Origin of the sequence: Peribacillus sp. NPDC096540 (assembly GCF_050278525.1) — a bacterium.
Taxonomy (GTDB): Bacteria; Bacillota; Bacilli; order Bacillales; family DSM-1321; genus Peribacillus.
Map to the genome: position 1 here is coordinate 173894 of NZ_JBNNTG010000005.1, position 22192 is coordinate 196085.

Consider the following 22192-nt stretch of genomic DNA (forward strand, 5'->3'; position numbering starts at 1 on the left):
TGGGTGGTGATCGAATGGCACAGCTCATAAAAATGCAGGATTATATTTCTCGGTATGAGCAGGATATTTATCGATATCCAACACAATTTGCAAAATTAAAAAAGCAGCAATGGGATAAATTGAAGGCTGCTTATCACGCGGGCGAGCTAGATCAGCTGTATAGGCAACATGATGTAACGGAAACCCTTGTGCAGGACGAGACACCTCAGGAGGAGCCACGAGGCCTGTTCAACAAGGTGAAAGGCCTATTCCACCGTTCAGATAAACTAGCGCTAGAGGTCGAAGAGCAGCAAATACCGAACCCGGGTAGAATTGAAAATGTCTTTTCATTAAGGTTTCCCTCTAATCCAGCTAATCTGGATGAATTAAAACAGAACTTTTTAAATCAGCTGCTCCGATTTCAAATGAAATGGGGCAGCTCGACGCTTCGAGAAAAGTCATTTGTGGACCAATCATTCCTTTTGGATGAAAGGCTCCGCTTTTTTCTGCAGCGGTTTCCGGATACGTTTCTGGTGTTATACAAACCTATCTTTCTATTAAAAAATGCGCCTGTCGAAGTCGATGTCATTTTATTAACGCCTGTGGACGCCTGGTGCATAACATTTTTGGAAGCGGAAGAAGATTCGGCTTTTATTGGATCGAGTGATCGATTCTGGGTCCGCCGGCATCATAAGTATCCTGACAAAAAAGTGCTCAATCCGTTATTGGCTGTCAATCGGATGGGAAGCATCGTCTCCCAGTTATTTGAGCTATATGAAGTGAACTTGCCGATTAAAAAAGTGGTTCTTTCCCGAAATGGGTATGTGGATTACCCGGAAACGCCGTATGATATCGATATATTGGATAAACGGGCATTCCCGGAATGGTTTGAAAGGATGCGGACAATTTCGTCTCCCCTTAAAGCTCAGCAGTTAAAAGGTGCGCAGGCTTTGCTGGAATATTGCCAGACTACTTCGAGCATACGTCCAGAATGGGATACCGATTATAATCAAGCAGAGGGAAAAGAGCATGCAGCTCCTTAATGAAACGATGTATTTCATTGTCAATCCAATGGCCGGAAATAAAGGGAGTGTTAAAATCTGGAAAAGGGTCGAGGAAATACTGAAATCAGAAGATGTTCCCTATGAGGTCTTTTTTACGAAAGAAAAAGGGCATGCGTTAAGGTTGACGAAGGAAATTCTTTCCCAGACTAATCAGAAAACCCGAATAATTGCAGTTGGGGGAGATGGCACCTTACATGAATTGGTAAATGGTGCTGCTGAGTTTCCTCATGCTATCATTGGCTCCCTTGCAGCTGGTTCTGGCAATGATTATGTAAGGGGAGTTCAGAAAACCAAGAGTGCAGAGGAAGCCCTTTCGATATTTCAGGAAAATGTCGGCAAGGCTGTTGACATCGGGAAGTTTGAGACAAATGGTCAGACCGGATATTTTATGAACAGCCTTGGAATGGGTATTGATGCTGAAATTTCTTATGAAGCGGACCGTTCCCCTCTAAAAAAATGGTTTAATCTTGTGAAAGCGGGTAAATTAATTTATCTGTTTATTTTTATAAAAAAGCTATTTACGTACCAGCCCAGCTATATGAATTTGACCGTTGATGGAAATAGACATCAGTTAAAAAAGGTATGGTTCATTGTTATCGCAAACCAGCCTTATTTTGGCGGCGGGATGAAAATTTCACCGAAGTCAAAGCCAGACGATGGCATGTTGGATGTGATTGCGGTCCATGACATTTCGATTATGAAATTATTAACCGTATTCACCACCGTTTTATGGGGTGGGCATCTAAACATCAATAACGTTGATTTTTTTTCTGGTAAAATGATTCAAATTAAGAATTTTGGGTCAGCTAAAATTCAGTCAGATGGAGAAATTGTTGGGATGGATGAGGTAGCAGTAGTGGTTCTGAAAGAGAAAATCTGTGTCATGTTCAAGGGCCGTATTTCATTTTAAGTTTTGAAATGATTTATTTGTTGTTGTTTTATGCGTATAATCGTTTTATAGTACTTGACGAAGAAACGGTATTTCAACTAAAATTTAATTTATGGCTATTGTTTAATTGCTCAATAGCTATTTTTTTATTTCTCTAATATGAGGATGTTTTTAATTACGGGGTATCATCCCGATGCACGTATACATGCAGCTTCGCCAGCAGGCGGGTTTTTTATTAAACATGGACTCAAAGTAGTGGTAATACATACACTAGGTGAACGTACCCACATTTGTATGATTAAGCGAGGAAATCGAAGGTGAACCAGTTGAAACATTTATTAGGTCAGGAGTGGGATATATCCCCTGCTGGAGGAGCTACAGGAGAAGCCTTTATTGCCGAGAAAGATGGACAGAAGCTCTTCCTGAAACGAAATTCATCGCCATTTTTAGCTGTTCTTTCAGCTGAGGGCATTGTTCCAAAGTTAATGTGGACAAAACGCTTGGAAAATGGGGATGTAATTACGGCCCAGCATTGGATGGAAGGCAGGGAGCTATCTCAGCAGGAAATGAACAATATAAGAGTCGCAAAGCTGCTTCAAAAAATTCATCAATCCGATCCTTTGTTAAGCATGCTCAAAAGGCTTGGGAAATCCCCTTTACGACCTGAAAGTATACTTACAGACATAGAAACAGGGTTATCTTCGGATGTTACGGATATTCCGATAATCAAGGAAGCCATTCATTTTTTACAGAACAATCTCCTCTTGATTGAATGCGACGAAAAAGTCGTTTGTCATTGTGATGTGAACCACAATAATTGGCTCATGACCGAAACTGACGGATTGTTTCTAATTGATTGGGACGGAGCAGTCATTGGCGATCCAGCCATTGACCTCGGCATACTCCTGTACTCCTACGTCCCAAGGGAAGAATGGAATCAGTGGCTTGCCCGTTATGGCAAGAAGCTTGACGCAGGCCTGGAGATGAGGATGAAATGGCACACGGTTTCACAACTTGTGCTTTCCATCCAATGGCATCATCGTAGAAAACGGTACGAGGAAAGAAACGATTTACTTCATAAACTTGAAGTGCTATTAATGGCTGGCTGATTAGTATTGATCAATGTCATCCACCCATTGGGACAAGTCGTTCTGGTGGGTTGCTATATGTGCTTCTAAATCGGCGGCACCGATGCCTGACTGACTGTATTCGTAAATCTCCGTCAGTACCGTTTTCACGCTACTATCAATATCCATATTGATCAACAAGGATTTGACGAGCCTTTCCATCTGTTCGCATTCAGAAACGGAACCGCAGCAGTCTGTTTGATGGTTGGTTAATATATCTTTTAATAGTGCCATTTGATGTTCGTGGGAAAGCGGCATATAATTCCACTCCTTTCTTAAATAGTAAAAGTGAGCCTGAATAAAAGGGATTCTCAAATGGTTTTCCCTGCCCTTCACTTATTTATGGTGTGTGTTGCGGAAAGTTTTATACATGAAAACTGCAGAGACTGTCGCCATGATGGCCGGCAGTTTTTTTATTTAATGAATGGGCGCGCGCCGGGGGTTCCTGAAAAAATCAGCTTGCAGGAATCCATCTACTCGTGTTATGGTTTGAACGATTATATTATAAATAGGGGTGTCATCATGCGTTTAAGAAATAAACCTTGGGCTGAAGACCGTTTGAATGAATTTCCGCAATATGTGATTCAGCAGCCAGTGAGCCATAAAGGTAAATGGCATGAAGTATTCGGTAACGATAATCCGTTATATATTGAAGTAGGTACGGGAAAAGGCCGTTTTATAACAGAAATGGCGAAAGCTCATCCTGATGTGAATTTCATTGGAATTGAAGTATATAGAAGCGTCATTGTAGCGGCACTCGACTTGTTAATTGAAGCAGAAGTGCCAAATTTAAAGTTGTTAAATGTTGATGCAGCGAACTTAGGAGAATATTTTGCTAAAGGTGATGTAGATCGCGTCTACTTAAATTTCTCTGATCCATGGCCGAAATCACGCCATGCTAAACGCCGGTTAACGTATAAAACTTTCCTTGAGGTTTATGAAGGCATTCTTCCAAATCAAGGGGAAATTCACTTTAAAACGGATAACCAAGGACTATTTGAGTCTTCCTTGATGAGTATTTCCGAGTACGGTATGCTTTTAAAATATGTAAGTCTTGATTTGCATAACAGCAGCTTTGAAGGTAATATCATGACTGAATATGAAGAGAAGTTCTCGAGTAAAGGCAATCGGATTTACCGGCTGGAAGCAAAGTTTCAATAATAATTGATGAAAAACCAGGCGCTTAGCATCTGGTTTTTTGTTTTGGGCAGCTTTGGATAAATTAGTGATGTCAGTGATTATGACGCTTCCGTTTTGAAAAAGGTTAGGCCATATTTTCTCAATCTCTTTCAATGCCTTTTCACGAGAAATAAAGAGCTGGATGTTATCAATTTCAATAAATGGAAGCGGATGTTAAACTTAAGGGAGAGGAGGGGTAAAATGGAAACTTTGCAAATAGGGGAAATTAAATTAACATGGCTGAACGGTGGTGTAACCCACTTGGATGGCGGTGCGATGTTTGGTGTTGTACCGAAACCGCTTTGGTCGAAGAAGTATCCGGTTAACGAAAATAACCAGATTGAGTTGCGGACGGATCCAATTTTAGTTCAAGCAAATGGATTAAACATGCTTATAGATTCCGGGATTGGTAACGGGAAGATGAATGACAAGCAAAAACGAAATTTTGGGGTAACGGAAGAATCCCAACTCATTGAGGATTTAGGTAAACTTGGGATTCAACCAAATGATATCGATTACATTTTAATGACTCATCTGCATTTCGACCATGCCTGTGGGTTGACGAAACGTGAAGGTGAAGCTTGGGTCCCTGTTTTCGAACGCGCAGAAATTATTACGACTCAAATTGAATGGGATGAAATGCAAAACCCGAATATACGTTCAAAAAGTACATATTGGTCAGAAAACTGGGAAGCTGTTGCTTCACTTGTTCGCACGTTTAAAGGAGAGAAAGAAATCACCAAAGGCATAAAAATGATTCATACCGGCGGACATAGTGATGGACATGCGATTATCATCATTGAAGATGGTTTGGACAGGCTGATTCATATGGCTGATATTATGCCGACACATGCCCATGCGAATGTCCTTTGGGTACTCGCTTACGATGATTATCCGATGACCTCCATCCAGGCGAAGGAAAAGTGGATGAAATCCGGACTTGAAAACGGGTCATGGTACAGCTTTTACCATGATGCCCACTACTGTGCCATCAAATGGAATGAAACGGGTAAAGAAATAACGGCTGAACTGAAACGAAAGCGGTAAGGAAAACAAAAAGGAGGACGTCATTTTGACGACCTCCTTTTTATTTCAATCGTTTTGTGCATTAAGCTCTAAAATTGTTCCTGTTGAGGCATCTGCTACAAATTCGAATTGCTCGCGTTTTCCCTCTGAGTTTCTAGTAATGCCGCCTTTAAACACTTCATAGTCTAAATCATTTTTTTTATAGTTTTCCGGCTTCATCAAAATCCATGAGCCATATATGTTTCCGTCCTTTTTGACTGTTTCCTTCACTTGGGCTAACACTTTATCCGGAGAAGGATTACTTGATTGATCCAAAATTTGTTTTGTCGCATAGCCGGCAGCGAACCCAGCTACAGTACCTAGTAAAAACGTTTTCCAATTCATGAATTTCTCCTCCATTGCTTTTTTTCCATCACTCTTTCTAGTATACAGAAGAACTCTTTATTTGACTAATAATTTGAAATTTTAACCATTAACTGATAAATTAAAACTTTCTAGTGTAACATTATACTAAGTTCTGTAAAATAGAAAGAAATAATACATAGTTAAGGGGTAGAATGATGAATCATGAGACTTTAGCGCTTTTTAAAACATTGACAGAATTACCAGGTGCCTCAGGAAATGAACATGCTGTTCGAAATTTCATGAAGAGTGAGCTTGAAAAATATTCAGATGAAATTGTTCAAGACCGCCTTGGTGGAATCTTTGGTGTAAAAAGAGGGAATGAAGAAGGACCAACTGTACTTGTTGCTGGACATATGGATGAAGTGGGCTTTATGGTCACTTCGGTAACAGAAAACGGAATGCTTCGCTTTCAGACTCTAGGTGGCTGGTGGAGTCAGGTGCTTTTGGCGCAAAGAGTTGAAGTCATCACCGATAACGGACCTGTTATTGGCGTCATTGGTTCGATCCCGCCTCATTTGTTAGATGAATCACAACGCTCAAAACCAATGGACATTAAAAATATGCTGATTGATATCGGAGCAGATGATAAGGAAGATGTGAAGAGAATTGGTGTCAAACCAGGTCAGCAAATTGTACCGATTTGTCCTTTCACACCGATGGCTAACGAGAAAAAAATTCTTGCGAAAGCATGGGATAATCGTTATGGATGTGGACTGGCAATTGAGTTGTTAAAAGATTTAAAAGATGAAACTTTACCAAATATCTTATACTCCGGAGCAACGGTGCAGGAGGAAGTAGGGTTGCGTGGTGCAAAAACAGCAGCTTATATGATCAAACCGGATCTTTTCTTCGCCCTAGATGCAAGTCCAGCAAACGATATGTCAGGCAGTAAAAGTGAATTCGGCCAGCTTGGTAAGGGAGCCCTTCTCCGTATTTTTGACCGGTCGATGGTCACACATCGCGGTATGAGGGAATTTATCCTTGATACAGCCGAATCGAATGATATTCCATATCAATATTTTGTTTCCCAAGGCGGCACGGATGCTGGGCAAGTTCATATTGCGAATGAAGGTATTCCAAGTAGCGTAATTGGCATTTGTTCACGCTATATTCATACACATGCGTCCATGATTCATATTGATGATTATGCGGCAGCCCGTGAACTGATTGGTAAATTAGTTCGTGCATGTGATAAAACGACATTTGAGACATTAAAAAATAACGGCTAATAGAGGAAGCTGAAATGGAAAAGGGTTTAGCTATACCCTTTTCCAGCAGCTTTTTTTACATAGAAGGAAGGTAACTATTTTGAAAATAGCAGTAGGTAGTAAAAATCCGGCTAAAGTAAAGGCTGTATTTGACGTTTACGAAGAAGCTGAAATCATTTCACTTCAAGTAGAAAGCGGGGTCTCGGAACAGCCATTTTCTGATGAGGAAACAATGAATGGAGCGGTAACGCGCGCCCAAAATTGTTTGAGCCAAAGCGATGCCGAAATCGGAATCGGTCTTGAAGGCGGTGTCGTAAAAATGAAGCACGGCCTTTTCGTATGCAACTGGGGGGCGATGGCTACGAAGGATGGAGAGATATACATCGCCGGTGGAGCGAGAATTCCACTCCCGGAAATTGTCGCTGAACGGTTGCTAAACGGTGAAGAGTTGGGTCCGGTCATGGACGACTTCACTAAGAAAGCGAATATTAGCAAAAAAGAAGGAGCTATCGGAGTGTTTACAAATGAGCGAATTACCCGATCGGAAATGTTCCTTCATATTATGAAAATGCTAGCCGGTCAGCACGAGTATAAGCAGAAAATGCTAAAGTGAGATTCTGTCCAAAGGTTTTTGATTTAACTATTTTGAACTTTTGAAAGTAATCTCCTTCTTTCCAAATCAAAGGATTGCTTTGAAGGGGTTGACTAAGAAGATAGGTGAAGATAGAAGACAGTCACAACAAAGCAGAAATTGACAGGTATTACGTTAACAGGGTTGCTAGTATAGAAACAAGGAGTGAACGGTATGGGATGGGTTGAATCAATCCAAAAGGCCATCAACTATATGGAGGAGCATTTACTAGATGACCTAACCATTGAAAGTATATCCAGACAAGCGAATGCTTCAGTCTTTCATTTTCAACGGACGTTCACCATATTAACGGACATATCCGTTGGTGAATATGTCAGGCGTAGAAGACTGACTTTAGCTGCTCAGGAGATATCACGTACAAGTTGCAAGGTCATTGATTTAGCTTACAAGTATGGCTATGACACTCCCGAGGCTTTTTCAAAGGCTTTTCGGAGGCAACATGGAGTATCTCCAAGTGAAGCCCGAAAGTATATAGGGAAGCTGACATTTTATGAACGCCTGGTAATACAGGTAATTCTGAAAGGGGAAATACCGATGAAATACAATATTATTGAAAGAGATTCCTTTCAATTGATTGGAATCAAGCGAGAGTTTTCATTAGTTAATGGAGAAAATTTAATTGGAATTCCAAAGCTTTGGGACAAAGTGAATTCGGATGGAACCGACCATCAGTTAGGAAAGTTGAACAATGGCCAAATAAAAGGGCTGCTGGGAGTATGTGTTGACAAACGAATATTGGAACAAAATGAGACTATGGATTATTGGATAGCGACAGAGTATGACGGTCAAGCGCCAGAAGAGTATTCAAGCCTAACAATACCGGCCTCCAAATGGGTTATATTTGAAGTGCACGGACCGATGCCAGATGCTATTCAAGAAGTTTGGAAACGAATTTTTTCGGAATGGTTTCCTACAAGCGGTTATGAACATGCTGGAACTCCTGAAATGGAAGTATACACAGACGATGATGCTTCAAACCCTGATTACTACTCCGAGATTTGGATTCCTGTTAAATAGTATTGAGGAGTAAGGGTTATTATATTTGTTTTCGCTTGTAGAGAAAGTTTTTAATTTTCCCTACAAGCTTTTTATTTTGAATGAACTTTGGATTTGAAAAGCTAGATTAACCCCGTCTTATTTATACATTAAAAAGCATTAATGTACCTGTTTCATAATATAGTGTTTATTGTGGTGAAAACTAGAGTCTCGGGAATGGGGAATTTTACAATCCATCTTCAAAAATATAAGAAAGCACCTTCAGAGCTTGGTTCACGGTTTCGACTGTGACACTCGCCTTTTCCGATAATTCCTTTAAGGCATGGTGATGGGATTCCGAACGAATCAAAATAAGCGGTTTGCCCAGAGAGATGGCAGTGCTTGCGTCCATGGCAGTATTCCATTGTTTATATTTTTCACCAAAAAGTGCGACGACAAGGTCGGCTTGTTTCATCAAGAGACCTGTCCGCAAATTGTTAATTTGGGAAGCGGCCGTATCCTTCAAAATCGGGGTGGGCTGTTCTCCTAAAATTTCTTCTCCGATATTGTCGGAACGTTCATGGTTTTCCATCGGTCCGACAAATTCCAACGGAAGCTTCAAGGCGATTGCCTTATCTCTTAATTCACTTCTCCAATTTGTATGGATTTCCCCAGCAAGATAAACAGTTAATTTCATAATTGTTCCTCCTTAGTATATAAATTGTTTTCATTGTATCATGTTTTGAGAAAATGGATGAATTTCATAAATAAGGATAATAGTATGCATAAGAGTGTATCCTGAAATCAATATTTTGGAAAAGAGAAGGCTGGAGGAATGACGATGGCTCTATCAATTAATAAAATTCTTACTTTCCTGTTAATGAGCAGTCTATTTGTTGTTGGTTGCTCGGGCATTGAAAGGCAAACTGATAAAGCAGTAAAGGCCGCAGAATTGGCATTTCGTGACGATAAGAAACAGCCAAATATAGAGGCAGGGCTCATTCAGGTGTATCTGCCAGAGGATTTTAAGGTAGAAGAAGAACATGATAATAATTTGATTTTAAAAAGTGATAATCAGGCTTATATATTATTTGTGAATCCAAATGAAAATGAAGACAGCTCCGTATTATTTCTGGCGATTAAAGAACAGGGGGATAAATATTTGGTGCTGCATTCCTTTCAAAATGATGATAAATTTGGGTTTATCACAATAAAAGAGTTAGCGGAAGAAAAGTATGAGCTTGCGGTAGGAATCGGTGGAGTCAAGCTGACAACCGAAACGGATAAAGATCAAATAAAACACGATGCGAAACAAATGATGGAAATCGTTTCATCAGTGCCTCAGAAATAAGGAAAAGCTCGGAAGTATCATTCCGGGCTTTCACTTATTAAGCTTCGTTATCATTAAGATGAAACTGGCTAGTGACCGATTGTATACCATTGGCAAAGAAACTTAGTTCGGAAGGAGCTTCGTTGACTTAGGTAATGGATAATTGATTTTTGCTCGAAGTGCTAACCTCTTCGGAAGCTTCTGGTAATGCGACAAGGTCTTCAGAGGCTGTTTAAGTAAGGGCGATAGATTGGCTTTGCTGCGATTTATATTCTTCGAATTTCTGTGATTCAGCAATCAGTTTTTTAATTTGATGGAGAATTAATATTAGCTAGTTATATTTTTAATAAGTAATTCAACTAATCCGTATTAATGGTTGATTTATGCAGAGTCTGGTATGATGGAATTATAAAAAATTAAGATAATAATTTAGAGCTGGAGGAATACAAAAGTGGAAAATTTACAGACTGTAGAACAATATGATGTATTAAAAAATGAAGGCAAACATATTTTTCTTTTTTCAGCGACATGGTGTGGAGATTGCCGTGTGATTGAACCAATAATGCCGGAGATTGAAGCGAAATTCCCTGAATTTACGTTCATTTATGTAGACCGTGATAAATACATCGATGTTTGTGTAGCTAATGATGTATTCGGAATACCAAGTTTTATCGCTTATGATAATGGCAAAGAGCTTGGCAGATTCGTGAGTAAAGATCGTAAAACACAAGAACAAATTGAAGAATTCATTCAAGCATTATAATCAAAATCCCCTTCTCGCTGGGGATTTTTCAATGAAGAGGAGGGTCAATCTTGAAAATGGATAGCACGAAGCTGAAAAACATCTTAAAAGAACGTTTAAAAGACGATAATCGCACGTTTAAATTCGATAGCAAGAAAGATACGTTACGAGTGGAAAATGTGAAAACGGGTAAAGGTATCACCGTCGAATTGCCGCCGGTGCTAGCTAATTATGAAAACGTTCAGGAAAAAGCCATCGATGAAGTTGCCTATTACGTGGAAGAGGGTCTGAATGTAATGGGGGAAGAGCACAGCATGGAAGGCAAGGAGAAATTCATTTTCCCAGTCATTCGTTCGACGTCCTTTCCAATGGAATCGGAAGAAGGAAACCCGTTTTTATTCGATGAGCATACGGCCGAAACCCGTGTCTTTTATGCACTGGACTTAGGTAAAACCTACCGTTTGATTGATGAAAAAATGATTCAGCGGGAAAATTGGCAGGGGGACCGAATCCGAGAGATTGCCCGTTTCAATGTCCGTTCCCTCTCAACAAAAATGAAGTCTGATATCGTCGCGGATAATACATTTTACTTTTTGAACACAAATGATGGCTACGACGCAAGCAGAATCCTTAATGAATCATGGCTTCGAGAAGTGAAGGACAAAATTCAGGGAACAATGGCAGTAGCGATTCCTCATCAGGATGTCATTATCATTGCAGATGTGAAGAATAATACTGGGTATGATGTGCTCGCACAAATGGCGATGAGCTTTTTTGCCAGTGGCCACGTACCGATTACTGCTTTATCCTTCCTTTACGAAGAGGACGAGCTGGAGCCTATCTTTATTTTAGGTAAAAACAAAAAGCGTGAACAGTAAGTAAAGCAGATTGCACAAAATATAAGGACCCCTGCAAGTGTGGAAAAATTCCAGCTCGTCAGGGGTCCTATTTTTAATTTTAAGCCTGTTTTTTATGAGATTTATGAAACAATTTGTTTTAAGGCTATTTTTTACCGCTATACCGACGAAATAATGTGGTTCATTTTTATAATTTATTTTCTCCAAATTTTCAAGACCAAACAATCAAAGAAAGAGAAGCATGAGCTACATAAAGAGCAACTGTTTCCCAAGATTCTTTTGGGGTTGAATAAAAATTTAGTTTTATGTATCTGTACTAATCTCTTCCCATTCTTGATTCATGTAATTAACCAACCAATTAAGAGCATAATGTCTTTCGTAAACTACACCTTCGTCTAGAGCAGAGGGAATTTCCAAATGATTTAGTTGGGCTTCTCTTACAGCCCAATGTGCGCGATAAATAAAATCCAGATTATCCAAGACATCGTTAATTGGTTTTAAAGTGGCCATATTTAGCAATTCTTGTTTCGAATGATTTAAAACCGTTTCTAACACCAAATCTACATCACACATATTAGCAGGAGTATCTATTTCAGATATTAAATTTACAGACCAAAGCAGAACCCATATACATTCTAATTTCCAGGAATAAGCGATTAAATCTTCCTGTTTAGGTCGCCATTTTGATATAAACTTTTGTTCTTCTTCTGTAAATAATTCATTAGCATTATATCTATTGATGAATTTTTTGATTTCTGCCTTTGGCGCCTTCAGTGCTTTTGCTGAAACAATGGTTAATGGTATTATTCTGTTTATAATTTCTTCTTTTGTTCTAAGAGAAACTTCATCTTCATTTTCTGCTAAGGGTAAATGCACATTAATGGGAACATTTAATGTTCTTAGTATATTTTCGGATTGATCTTTTCTAATTGTTGAACTTTTCATTGTACACCTCACTATAAAGTATTCTCATTCTCATTCATTACAGGAATGCTGCTCCGTTAGTTTTATAACACAGGTACTTGCTGGTCTTCTAAATGATATACTTTATCCCACTCAATTCCACAAGAAAATAAAAGTTTAATTCTTCCCGAACTAAAGCTACCGAATATTATAAGGAACTATATCATAATTTTTATATTTTCTGCATCGCAGTAGTTTATAAAAATATTAAATAAGCTCATAATCTTTTTCTTAATTTATTTCCCAGACAATCTTCAAGAAAGCTAGGAACAGAGGAATATTATCTAGAAACGGCAATATTCACATCTTAAGTGATGTAAGAAACATCCGTTTAGAGCAATAACAGATAAAAGATGAAAAGGGACTTTAATCATTCTATTACAAAAGAAGGAAGTGTAAATAGTTAAAGCGAAACTGTAAGGTAGTTTGTTTTTATGCTGTCAGTATGTAAGATTTAAGATGACGCGAATAAAACAAATTGCTAAACCCAAAATTAAAAATCATTTCTCTTATGGTTTTGGTATACACAGAGTTCTCAAACTATTTAATAGTCTTCTTTAAGAAAATCCGTTAACATTTCGATGTTTGAACGAAAGAAACATTTCTTAATTAATATTCTCCTCAAATAATAAGCAAGCCCGATATTTAAAGGGGGACAATAACTATGAAAAATCAATTAATGAACATGTTAGAAATGCGTAAAAATGAAATGATTCAAATTCGTCGTTATTTACACGAAAACCCGGAGCTTTCCTTTAAGGAAGAAAAAACGGCACAATATATCATTGATTTTTATAAGGGAAAAGATGTGGATATTCAAACGAATGTTGGAAATGGATTAGGAATCATTGTAACAATCGAAGGAGGGGAACCAGGAAAAACGATAGGTCTTCGTGCAGATTTTGATGCGCTGCCTATTTTAGAAGAAACCGAGGTTCCATTCATGTCTAAAAATGAAGGTGTGATGCATGCTTGCGGACATGATGGACATACAGCTTATCTATTAGTCTTGGCAGATTGCCTCATTCAGTTGAAATCGTCTCTTTCTGGTACTATTAAAATCATCCATCAGCATGCTGAAGAAGTACCGCCAGGAGGGGCAAAAAGCATCGTGGAATCAGGGGTGCTAGATGATCTAGATGCAGTTTTTGGAACGCATTTATTCCCTTCACATCCAGCTGGAGAGGTGGGGTATCGTAGCGGCTATTCGATGGCTGGCAGGACTTATTTCCAGTTAGGGATAAAAGGTGTAGGCGGCCATGGTTCTTCCCCACATATGGCTAATGATGCTATTGTTGCAGGTTCCCATTTTGTCACAGCTGTTCAAACTGTAATTAGCCGTCGCTTGAACCCATTTGATATGGGCGTTGTCACTATTGGTTCTTTCGATGGAAAAGGAAGCTTTAATGTCATAAAAGACCGGATAGAGATTGAAGGGGATGTACGCTATATGACAGAGGAGACCCAACAGCTGATAAGCAAGGAAATACACCGGATTGTTAAGGGGATTGAAACAGAATTTGATGTTCAGTGTGAGCTTTTATATATGCCTGATTATCCACCTTTATATAATGATCCTAAAATGACTGAATTTGTGAAAAATAGCCTTCAAAACATGAATGACCCAGATATTAAGCAGGTCTTAGAATTCCCAATGTTCTCAGGATCAGAAGATTTTTCATATTATGCGGAAAAAACTTCTGGTTGTTTCTTTTACATTGGCTGTAAACCAAAAGGGGTAGAGAAGGTGTATTTCAATCATCATCCGAAATTCGATATCGATGAAGATGCGCTTCTGATTGCGGCCAAATCAGTGGCGCAAGTTGTATGTAGTTTTTATGAATTAGATTAGTCAACTGTAGTCCTTCTTTTCTAAAAAAGTTATCTAACCCCCAAAACACCGTTCGGTTTAACCGAACGGTGTTTTGTAGAATCTTGCCGCTCCATTCATTAAACTAGAAGTATTCACCAAAGATGATATAGTTGTATTAAAACTTAATCTCTTTGTAAACATCATTTAACAGCGGTGTTTTATTTAAATAGTAGACTAATGGCTAATATTATTTTATAAAGAATAGGTTTAAACTCTTTTCAGAAGGGGTTTAATAGGATAAGTGTTATGCGAAAATCGAAGGATTAGTACAAATAAATATAAAAAAGCACATACAAATTCCTATTCAGCTTAAATTCTCTCGATATTTTATAAATAACTGGTAGAATTAGTTACATAACTACAGATAGTAGAAAGAGTGATAGGTTTGAAATGGCTAAATAAGATGAAGAAGTGGTTCCAAGCAGAGGAAATTATTGAGATTGAAGAAATAATTATAGATGAACCCATAGATGAAGAAACATTAAAGAATATGGATTTTTCCAAGCTTGCAAAGACAAAGAAAGAAGAAATAAAAGAATACAATCAACAAGTGGCGAAAATGTCCCAGGTGAATGATCCGGATACAAAAATCCTATTTCAATATCCGAAAGGACAATTTAAGTTTCCGCTCATTCCTGACCAAGAGCATCACAAAAGAAAGCCTAGGGAAAGAAAAAGGGAAGAGCGTGAGCCTGAACAGGAAAAAGTGACCAAAGCTAGAAGTCCTGTGAAGGGACCTGAACCAAAGCATAGAAGCGTCGATCGTGAATCAACAAAAAAAATAGCTCCATCGAATACTCCATTCCGTCCGACGGAAATTCCCTCACCTATATATGGGTTCCGTCGTCCAGATAAAAAGACGGTCACTACTGAGCGAATTGTCGAGTATGAATTGGAAAACAAGCAGCCTGTTCTCAAAAAAGAAGAGCCAGAAGTTCCGGCGTATATCCCTAACAACACAAAAGAAGTGGCCTATGAGGAATTAACAATTGAACCTTCTGTTCTTGCACCAGAACAAGTAGAAGAAAAAAGGAAAGAAGAGATGTCGGAGATTCCCGCTTATTTCCGTAAAAACGCGCCTGCGACACCCCTTGAGGAAGTAGCAAGTGAACCTTCTGAACCTAATTCTGAACAGGTGGAAGAATTAGAAGCCTTCGAACTGGATCAGGGTGATTTTGGACGGGAAGTGGCTGTTTCGATTATGGAACAAGTGGAAGCTACACCGACTGAAGCTTTCGTAGCTCCCATGGAAGAAGTTATACAACCAACACCGGAATATGTCGAGGAACCTGTCGAAAGTAAAGTGATTGATATAGAAAGCGAACCCGCTGCCACAATTACGGAAGAACAACCTAAAAGCAAAAAGAAACATATTCCTTTTAATGTGATGATGCTTAAGCAGGATCGGGAAAAAACTCAATACCAAAATAAGATTATAGCGGAAAAAAAAAGCCCTGATTCAGAGAGACGAGTAGCTTCTTTTGAAAAGAAACCTACAATAAATCCTGATGAGACAGGTTCTGGACAACCCGTACAACCCGTTCATGAATTGAAAGCAGAGGCAGACCGAATCGTGTTGGAAGAGAAGCCGGTCATGCCAGAACCTATAAGCTTCCCAGAAACGCGGTATGAATCCGTAACGGTAGCAGAACCTGAGAATGCCGGTGAATCCAATATGAAATCTAGTAGGGGCCATGTCTCGCCTTTCATGCCGGAAATGAAAACTTCTGAAATTGTTGATCAAAAAGAACCGAATACAGAGGCTGTAACAGAGGTAGAAGGAAGAAGCAGCAAGGATATCTCAGAAACTCTGGTGTCAACAGAAGTGGACGACAATCCTTATTATATGTTTCCGAAGATTGATTTGCTGACACCTCCTACCTACGCAGAGCATGATGATGAGTGGCTTGAGGAGCAGACATTATTACTAGATGAGACACTGAAGAACTTTAATGTCCGGGCAAAAGTTGTCAATGTCACGCAAGGACCAGCAGTGACTCGTTTCGAGGTGCATCCCGAACCGGGTGTGAAGGTAAATAAAGTAACTAACTTGATGGATGATATCAAATTAAGCCTAGCTGCTCAGGATATGCGGATGGAAGCACCTATTCCGGGTAAGCATACAATTGGTATCGAGATTCCAAACAGGAAAAGTAAGCCGGTATTTTTACGAGAGGTTCTGGAAAGTACTGAATTTCAAGAGAATGAATCACCGCTTGCTGTGGCACTTGGACTCGATATATCAGGGCAGCCGATTATCACTGATTTAAGAAAAATGCCGCATGGCCTGATCGCCGGACAAACCGGATCAGGGAAAAGTGTCTGTATCAACACGATGTTGGTTAGCTTGCTGTATAAAGCGACGCCTCAGGAGTTGAAATTACTATTAATCGATCCGAAAATGGTCGAGCTTGCTCCATATAACCGGATTCCGCATTTGGTCAGTCCAGTCATAACTGATGTAAAGGCCGCTACAGCTTCCCTGAAATGGGCGGTAGAGGAAATGGAACGGCGTTATGAATTGTTTGTTCATGCCGGCGTCCGTGATATAAGCCGCTTTAATGACCAAGCAGAAAAAGCTGGACAATATTCAAGCAAGCTACCTTATATTTTGGTGATTATTGATGAGCTGGCGGATTTAATGATGATGTCCCCAGCTGATGTCGAGGAAGCTATCTGTCGGATTGCTCAAAAGGCCCGTGCCTGTGGTATTCATTTAATTGTGGCCACACAGCGACCGTCAGTCGATGTCATAACAGGATTAATCAAGGCCAATATTCCGACAAGAATCGCGTTCTCTGTTTCTTCCCAAGTCGACTCACGCACGATTATCGATAGCGGAGGGGCAGAAAAGCTGTTAGGAAAAGGGGATATGTTATTTGCTGAAAACGGCTCATCAAAAACGGTGCGCTTGCAAGGAACTTTTGTAAGTGACGAAGAGATTGATCAAGTCGTCAACCACGTGAAACTGGAGCAGCAGCCGAAGTATTTATTTGAGCAAGAAGATTTGTTAAATCGGGCACAGGTTACTGAAGATGCAGATGAGCTATTCTTTGAGGCATGTGAATTTGTTGTGAGTCAGCAGGCTGCATCAGCATCAAGTGTCCAAAGACGCTTCCGTGTCGGTTATAACCGGGCAGCGCGTCTAATAGAAATGATGGAGCAGCAGGGGGTTGTTTCGGAATCAAGAGGCAGCAGACCTCGTGATGTTTTAATCACAGAAGAAGAACTTGAATTTTTGCATGTGAATTAAGAGAACCTATTAAAAGGAAATTGTATATAATGTGAAAGGGTGAAAACGCGGTGTTATCACCTTTAATGACAGAATAGCCAATGATTTGATAATTTGGTATCTGCCTGACATGGATGAATGAATAAAAAAGTGGTATAATAGTTTTTTGTTGATGAGTGATTGAAAATATAAGCATAAAAAACCTATGAAGAAATTGCGTTTCTTTCAAGTCTCGTAATGAAAAAACAAATAAAAGATGACGTCATATACTGTCATACAGGTAGACGATTGGTGGAGGTTCGCTTTATGACTGCTTACCATTTTGTGGGAATTAAAGGATCGGGTATGAGCGCTCTTGCTCAAATACTGCATGATATGAATATTGAAGTGCAGGGTTCCGACTATGAAAAAGAATTTTTTACACAATTAGCGTTAGAAAAAGCCGGGATAAAAATTCTTCCTTTCAATGAGGAAAATATACAACCTGGAATGACCATCATTGCAGGGAATGCGTTCCCGGACACCCATCCGGAAATCGTTAAGGCAATGGAACTGGGTTTGCCAATCATCCGTTATCACCGTTTCCTTGGTGATTTCATGAAAAACTATATCAGTGTGGCTGTTACGGGAGCGCATGGTAAAACATCGACAACCGGATTACTGGCCCATGTTATGGGTGGCGTAAAACCAACATCCTATTTGATTGGGGATGGAACGGGTAAAGGGATTGTGGATTCTAATTACTTCGTATTTGAAGCATGTGAATATCGCCGTCATTTCCTTTCTTATTATCCGGATTATGCAATCATGACGAATATTGATTTCGATCATCCTGATTATTTTGCCAATGTTGAAGACGTGTTTGAGGCATTCCAAACGATGGCTCTACAAGTCAACAAAGGCATTATTGCGTGCGGAGATGATGAGCATTTACCACATATTCAGGCGAAGGTACCGGTTATTTTTTACGGATTTGCTGAAGGAAATGATTTTCAAGCGAAAAACGTTTCCGTCACTCCAGATGGCACTACATTCGATGTGCATGTAAGAAACAATTATTATGATACATTTACTATTCCGACTTACGGAAAGCATAATGTGTTGAATGCACTAGGTGTCATTGCACTTTGTAAATATGAAAGCTTGGATACAGAAGCTGTGAAAGCCCAATTACGGACTTTTGGCGGAGTCAAACGCCGGTTCTCTGAAAAGGAAATCGGAAGTCAAATCATCATTGATGATTATGCGCATCATCCGACTGAAATCTCAGCAACTGTTGACTCAGCGCGTCAAAAATATCCAGAGCATGAAGTTATTGCGGTATTCCAGCCACATACTTTCTCAAGAACGCAAGCTTTCCTGGATGAATTTGCTGACAGCTTGAATTTAGCCGACAAAGTATACTTATGCGAAATTTTTGGATCTGCTCGTGAACACCAAGGAAAACTGTCGATTGAAGATCTTCAAGAGAAAATTCCTGGTGCCGAGCTGATAACGGAGAACACAACATCAATATTGCAAAATCATGAAAACAGTGTCGTACTATTTATGGGTGCAGGGGACATTCAAAAGTTCCAGGCGGCCTATGAGCAGTTACTACAGGTTAAATAAAAAAAATGGCCAATCCGTTAGCGGGTCGGTCATTTTTTTTTCAGTTTAGATCCATATAAAAAACCCGCCGCAAAACAGATTGCGGCGGGTTAAATATTATTTTAAATTTTCTGGATTTAATTTTTCCAGTTCAGGTAAAACAAAGCGTCCGTCCTTGCGAATCAAGACATCATCAAAATAGATTTCTCCTCCGCCATATTCAGGGCGCTGGATATTGACTAGGTCCCAGTGAATGTTTGAATGATTTCCGTTAAAGGCATCATCATAGCATTGTCCGGGGGTAAAATGAAAACTTCCATCAATTTTTTCATCAAAGAGGATATCTTGCATCGGGTGTAGAATATAAGGATTTACACCAATCGCAAATTCACCGACATAACGTGCGCCTTCATCTGTATCAAAAATTTTGTTGATGCGTTCAGTATCATTCGCAATTGCTTCAACAATTTTCCCATCCTTGAATGTTAACTTCACGTTTTCAAAAGTAAAACCCTGATAAGGGGACGGAGTATTATATGAAATCACACCATTGATTGAATCCTTCACAGGAGCCGTATATACTTCACCGTCAGGAATGTTGAGCTCACCTGCACATTTGATAGCTTTAATGTCTTTGATGGAGAAGGATAAGTCCGTTCTGGGACCTGTTAAGCGGACTTTATCTGTTTTATCCATCAATTCAACAAGCTTGTCCATTGCTTCGCTCATTTTGCCGTAGTCGAGGTTGCAGACTTCGAAATAGAAATCTTCGAATGCTTCTGTACTCATTTTGGCTAATTGGGCCATGGAATTTGTCGGGTAGCGAAGTACGACCCATTTTGTTTTTGGTACGCGGATATTTCTATGTACTTTCCCGACTGTTTGGCCATGAATTGCCATTTTCTCTGCTGGGACATCGGACTGCTCATTGATATTATCCCCGGCACGAAGCCCGATATAAGCATCCATCTGGCTCATTACGTTTGCTTCAAACTCACCCATCATCTTGTATTGTTCTTCTTGAGCACCCATTAACAAGGAACGATCCACCTGGTGGTCTTTTAAAAGGACGAACGGGTAGCCACCTGCTGCATAGGCTTCATTCACAAGGGCGTTAACAAGTTCACGCTGCAATCCGAAATTTTCTATTAAGACTTTTTCACCTTTTTGAAGCTTCACGGAATAATTGATTAAGTTATTTGCTAATGTTTCAATCCTAGGATCTTTCATAAAAAATACCTCCATTGTTTAAATTCGACTTATCTTTCTATCATACCCGATTTATTGCCATAAGTTCATCTATAGACTCCTATGGAGGAAATGGTTTTAGACAACAATATTTCCAGATTAGGGTTTGGTAGGGTATATTGAAAAAATAAAAACGTTTATAATAACAGGGAAGGGGTAACTAATTACTAACAGTTACTTAATAGTCGATTTTTTTCGGAGGTGTTCCAATGGAGATTATTTTATACGTAAGTGCTGCAATTGCAGCGATCGCTTTCTTAGTCCTTGTTATTTTTTTAACCAAGGTACTAACATCACTTCAAGCTACCTTGGACAGCGTGGCCCGGACGCTGACAGGACTTGAAAGCCAAATGCAGGGCATAACGCTCGAAACTACCCAGCTACTACATAAAACAAATACGTTGGCTGAAGACTTGCAACAAAAATCAGAAAACCTGAACACAGTAGTTGATGCTGTGAAGGATGTCGGCACATCCATCTCAAGCTTTAACTCTTCTGTCCAAAAGGTTTCCCATAAGGTACAGACGGAGATTGATAATAATCAAGAGCGAATCTCCCAAATTGTACAATGGGGTAATGTGGCCTTGGAAATTAGGGACAAATGGAAAACCAGAAATAAGCAGACTGCCCCGACTCCAAATGAAAGAGCGGAGTTAGAACGAGAAGCACTAGAAACAGATAACTTACCTAAAAAAAGGTTTTTACGCTCTAGATCTTAAAATCTAGTTAAATAAAAATAAACCGAAAATTGAAAGGGGAATGTACTATGACTCAAAAAGAATTTCCGACAAAGGACTATCAGAAATCATGTGAGGACGAATGCGACTCTATCAATTCAAAGGACTTTATGATTGGCGCCTTAATCGGCGGCATGATTGGAGCAGCAACAGCGCTGTTTATGGCTCCGAAAACAGGTAAGGAACTAAGAAGTGATTTAAATGAACAAGCTAAAAATCTTTCAGAGAAAACAGAAAAACTAAGACAAACGGCAATGGAAAAAGGTACAGCTCTGGCCGATACTGCAAAAGAAAAAACAAGCTCTGTCACTGAAATTGTTTCTAACAAATCATCTGGTATTGTTAATAAAGTGAAAAGTTTAAAAGCTGGTAAAGAAGAAAACGGTGATGCTGCCGATAATACTACAAATTCGAGTAACAGGGATAATGATGTAACTGGTACTTCAGATGCTCCAATCGTATCGGTTGAAACCAATTATACGAACGATAACAACACCGATACAGAAAATGCCCCAGCGGATCCTACAAGCGGAAACAAGAATACGGCAAAATTAAAGCTTGATGAAGCGAAAAAAGCATTTGATGAAACAGAAAATAATTTTAAAAATTAAACTCGAATCTTCATCCATATATTGCGGGTGATGGCGCATAGAAGTTTGTCAAGAATCAGGCGATGAAGCGCTGCGATAGCTTCATCGTCTTTTTGATGATAAAATATGCTAATCATGAAAGGGGACTGCAAAAAATGACAATAAATAAAATTGATTCTGAAGAACAATTCAATGAGCTTTTAAATGAGGATACATTCCTTCTTTTCAAGCATAGTTTAACATGCCCAGTCAGTGCTGAAGCATATGAACAATATGAAAAGTACATGGCAGAGAACGCTCAACTAAAAACAGCCTATTTAGCTGTTCAAGAAGCGCGTCCTTTATCCAATTATGTGGCAGAAACATATGATATTAAACATCAATCTCCACAGGTTATTCTTTTTAAAAATGGAAAACCGGCCTGGAATGAATCTCATTGGCGTATTACATATGATTCATTAACTAAAGCTATCTCTGAATAAGTTAAAAAGCCGGATCCCTCTGCTTGAGGGATCCGGCTTTTTTA

Annotated in this window: 22 protein-coding genes; 17 read left to right on the plus strand and 5 right to left on the minus strand. The window is 39.4% G+C overall.

The window, feature by feature from the left end; translation table 11 throughout:
• The first annotated feature begins 14 nt into the window (after positions 1–14).
• From ACQKMR_RS07625 to ACQKMR_RS07635, 3 genes are all read left to right on the plus strand, one after another.
• Positions 15–1022 carry an NERD domain-containing protein gene (locus ACQKMR_RS07625; RefSeq protein WP_427696745.1) on the plus strand — a complete coding sequence of 336 codons (1008 nt, stop codon included), beginning with the start codon at positions 15–17 and terminating at the stop codon, positions 1020–1022.
• Complete coding sequence (locus ACQKMR_RS07630; RefSeq protein ID WP_427696746.1) at positions 1009–1953, plus strand: diacylglycerol/lipid kinase family protein; 945 nt, start codon at positions 1009–1011, stop codon at positions 1951–1953. Before ACQKMR_RS07625 ends, ACQKMR_RS07630 begins: the two co-directional genes overlap by 14 nt.
• A 305-nt stretch (positions 1954–2258) precedes the next feature.
• Complete coding sequence (locus ACQKMR_RS07635; protein WP_427696747.1) at positions 2259–3041, plus strand: phosphotransferase; 783 nt, start codon at positions 2259–2261, stop codon at positions 3039–3041.
• Here the strand turns inward: ACQKMR_RS07635 and ACQKMR_RS07640 are convergent, their stop codons facing one another.
• On the minus strand, positions 3042–3317 hold the full coding sequence (locus ACQKMR_RS07640) for a YtzH-like family protein (protein ID WP_427696748.1): 276 nt from the start codon (positions 3315–3317) through the stop codon (positions 3042–3044).
• A gap of 264 nt (positions 3318–3581) precedes the next feature.
• Between ACQKMR_RS07640 and trmB the strand changes: the two genes are divergently transcribed.
• Both trmB and ACQKMR_RS07650 read left to right on the plus strand, forming a co-directional pair.
• Positions 3582–4220 (plus strand): tRNA (guanosine(46)-N7)-methyltransferase TrmB, encoded by a 639-nt coding sequence (gene trmB / locus ACQKMR_RS07645; protein ID WP_427696749.1) that lies wholly within the window; start codon positions 3582–3584, stop codon positions 4218–4220.
• A 219-nt stretch (positions 4221–4439) separates the two neighbouring features.
• Positions 4440–5285: a YtnP family quorum-quenching lactonase gene (locus ACQKMR_RS07650; RefSeq protein WP_427696750.1), complete on the plus strand. Its 846-nt coding sequence runs from the start codon at positions 4440–4442 to the stop codon at positions 5283–5285.
• A gap of 45 nt (positions 5286–5330) precedes the next feature.
• Here ACQKMR_RS07650 and ACQKMR_RS07655 read toward each other — a convergent pair whose 3' ends face one another.
• Positions 5331–5648 carry a hypothetical protein gene (locus ACQKMR_RS07655; protein ID WP_427696751.1) on the minus strand — a complete coding sequence of 106 codons (318 nt, stop codon included), beginning with the start codon at positions 5646–5648 and terminating at the stop codon, positions 5331–5333.
• A gap of 176 nt (positions 5649–5824) precedes the next feature.
• Between ACQKMR_RS07655 and ACQKMR_RS07660 the strand changes: the two genes are divergently transcribed.
• From ACQKMR_RS07660 to ACQKMR_RS07670, 3 genes are all read left to right on the plus strand, one after another.
• On the plus strand, positions 5825–6898 hold the full coding sequence (locus ACQKMR_RS07660) for a M42 family metallopeptidase (RefSeq protein WP_427696752.1): 1074 nt from the start codon (positions 5825–5827) through the stop codon (positions 6896–6898).
• 79 nt (positions 6899–6977) lie between these two features.
• Entirely contained in the window at positions 6978–7490 is a 513-nt protein-coding gene (locus tag ACQKMR_RS07665; protein ID WP_427696753.1) for a DUF84 family protein, read from the plus strand.
• A 192-nt stretch (positions 7491–7682) separates the two neighbouring features.
• The gene (locus ACQKMR_RS07670; RefSeq protein ID WP_427696754.1) at positions 7683–8546 is read left to right on the plus strand and encodes an AraC family transcriptional regulator; all 864 of its coding nucleotides are present in this window, start codon (positions 7683–7685) and stop codon (positions 8544–8546) included.
• Between the two features lie 205 nt (positions 8547–8751).
• On the opposite strand, the gene ACQKMR_RS07675 is transcribed toward ACQKMR_RS07670, so the two are convergent.
• Entirely contained in the window at positions 8752–9201 is a 450-nt protein-coding gene (locus tag ACQKMR_RS07675) for a YtoQ family protein (protein ID WP_427696755.1), read from the minus strand.
• Between the two features lie 144 nt (positions 9202–9345).
• Here ACQKMR_RS07675 and ACQKMR_RS07680 point away from each other — a divergent pair, with 144 nt between their 5' ends.
• The 3 genes from ACQKMR_RS07680 (at position 9346) to ACQKMR_RS07690 (ending at position 11454) form a co-directional block, all read left to right on the plus strand.
• Positions 9346–9855 (plus strand): hypothetical protein, encoded by a 510-nt coding sequence (locus tag ACQKMR_RS07680; protein WP_427696756.1) that lies wholly within the window; start codon positions 9346–9348, stop codon positions 9853–9855.
• Positions 9856–10285: 430 nt separating this feature from the next.
• Positions 10286–10597 (plus strand): thioredoxin family protein, encoded by a 312-nt coding sequence (locus tag ACQKMR_RS07685; RefSeq protein WP_340450671.1) that lies wholly within the window; start codon positions 10286–10288, stop codon positions 10595–10597.
• A 50-nt stretch (positions 10598–10647) separates the two neighbouring features.
• A complete protein-coding gene (locus ACQKMR_RS07690) occupies positions 10648–11454 on the plus strand; it encodes a DUF1444 domain-containing protein (protein ID WP_427696757.1) in 807 nt (268 codons plus the stop codon).
• A 282-nt stretch (positions 11455–11736) separates the two neighbouring features.
• Here ACQKMR_RS07690 and ACQKMR_RS07695 read toward each other — a convergent pair whose 3' ends face one another.
• Positions 11737–12378: a DUF4272 domain-containing protein gene (locus tag ACQKMR_RS07695; RefSeq protein WP_427696758.1), complete on the minus strand. Its 642-nt coding sequence runs from the start codon at positions 12376–12378 to the stop codon at positions 11737–11739.
• Between the two features lie 682 nt (positions 12379–13060).
• Between ACQKMR_RS07695 and ACQKMR_RS07700 the strand changes: the two genes are divergently transcribed.
• From ACQKMR_RS07700 to murC, 3 genes are all read left to right on the plus strand, one after another.
• Positions 13061–14248, plus strand: coding sequence for an amidohydrolase (locus ACQKMR_RS07700; RefSeq protein WP_427696759.1), 1188 nt, complete (start codon positions 13061–13063; stop codon positions 14246–14248).
• 406 nt (positions 14249–14654) lie between these two features.
• Positions 14655–17522, plus strand: coding sequence for a DNA translocase FtsK (locus ACQKMR_RS07705; protein WP_427696760.1), 2868 nt, complete (start codon positions 14655–14657; stop codon positions 17520–17522).
• A gap of 285 nt (positions 17523–17807) precedes the next feature.
• A complete protein-coding gene (gene murC, locus ACQKMR_RS07710; protein WP_427696761.1) occupies positions 17808–19112 on the plus strand; it encodes a UDP-N-acetylmuramate--L-alanine ligase in 1305 nt (434 codons plus the stop codon).
• Between the two features lie 96 nt (positions 19113–19208).
• Here the strand turns inward: murC and ACQKMR_RS07715 are convergent, their stop codons facing one another.
• Positions 19209–20321 (minus strand): aminopeptidase, encoded by a 1113-nt coding sequence (locus ACQKMR_RS07715; RefSeq protein WP_427696762.1) that lies wholly within the window; start codon positions 20319–20321, stop codon positions 19209–19211.
• 227 nt (positions 20322–20548) lie between these two features.
• On the opposite strand from ACQKMR_RS07715, the gene ACQKMR_RS07720 reads away from it, so the two are divergent.
• The 3 genes from ACQKMR_RS07720 (at position 20549) to ytxJ (ending at position 22148) form a co-directional block, all read left to right on the plus strand.
• Positions 20549–21058 carry a DUF948 domain-containing protein gene (locus tag ACQKMR_RS07720; protein WP_427696763.1) on the plus strand — a complete coding sequence of 170 codons (510 nt, stop codon included), beginning with the start codon at positions 20549–20551 and terminating at the stop codon, positions 21056–21058.
• Positions 21059–21105: 47 nt separating this feature from the next.
• Positions 21106–21687 (plus strand): YtxH domain-containing protein, encoded by a 582-nt coding sequence (locus ACQKMR_RS07725; RefSeq protein WP_427696764.1) that lies wholly within the window; start codon positions 21106–21108, stop codon positions 21685–21687.
• A 134-nt stretch (positions 21688–21821) separates the two neighbouring features.
• A complete protein-coding gene (ytxJ, locus tag ACQKMR_RS07730; protein WP_427696765.1) occupies positions 21822–22148 on the plus strand; it encodes a bacillithiol system redox-active protein YtxJ in 327 nt (108 codons plus the stop codon).
• The last annotated feature ends 44 nt before the right edge of the window (positions 22149–22192 follow it).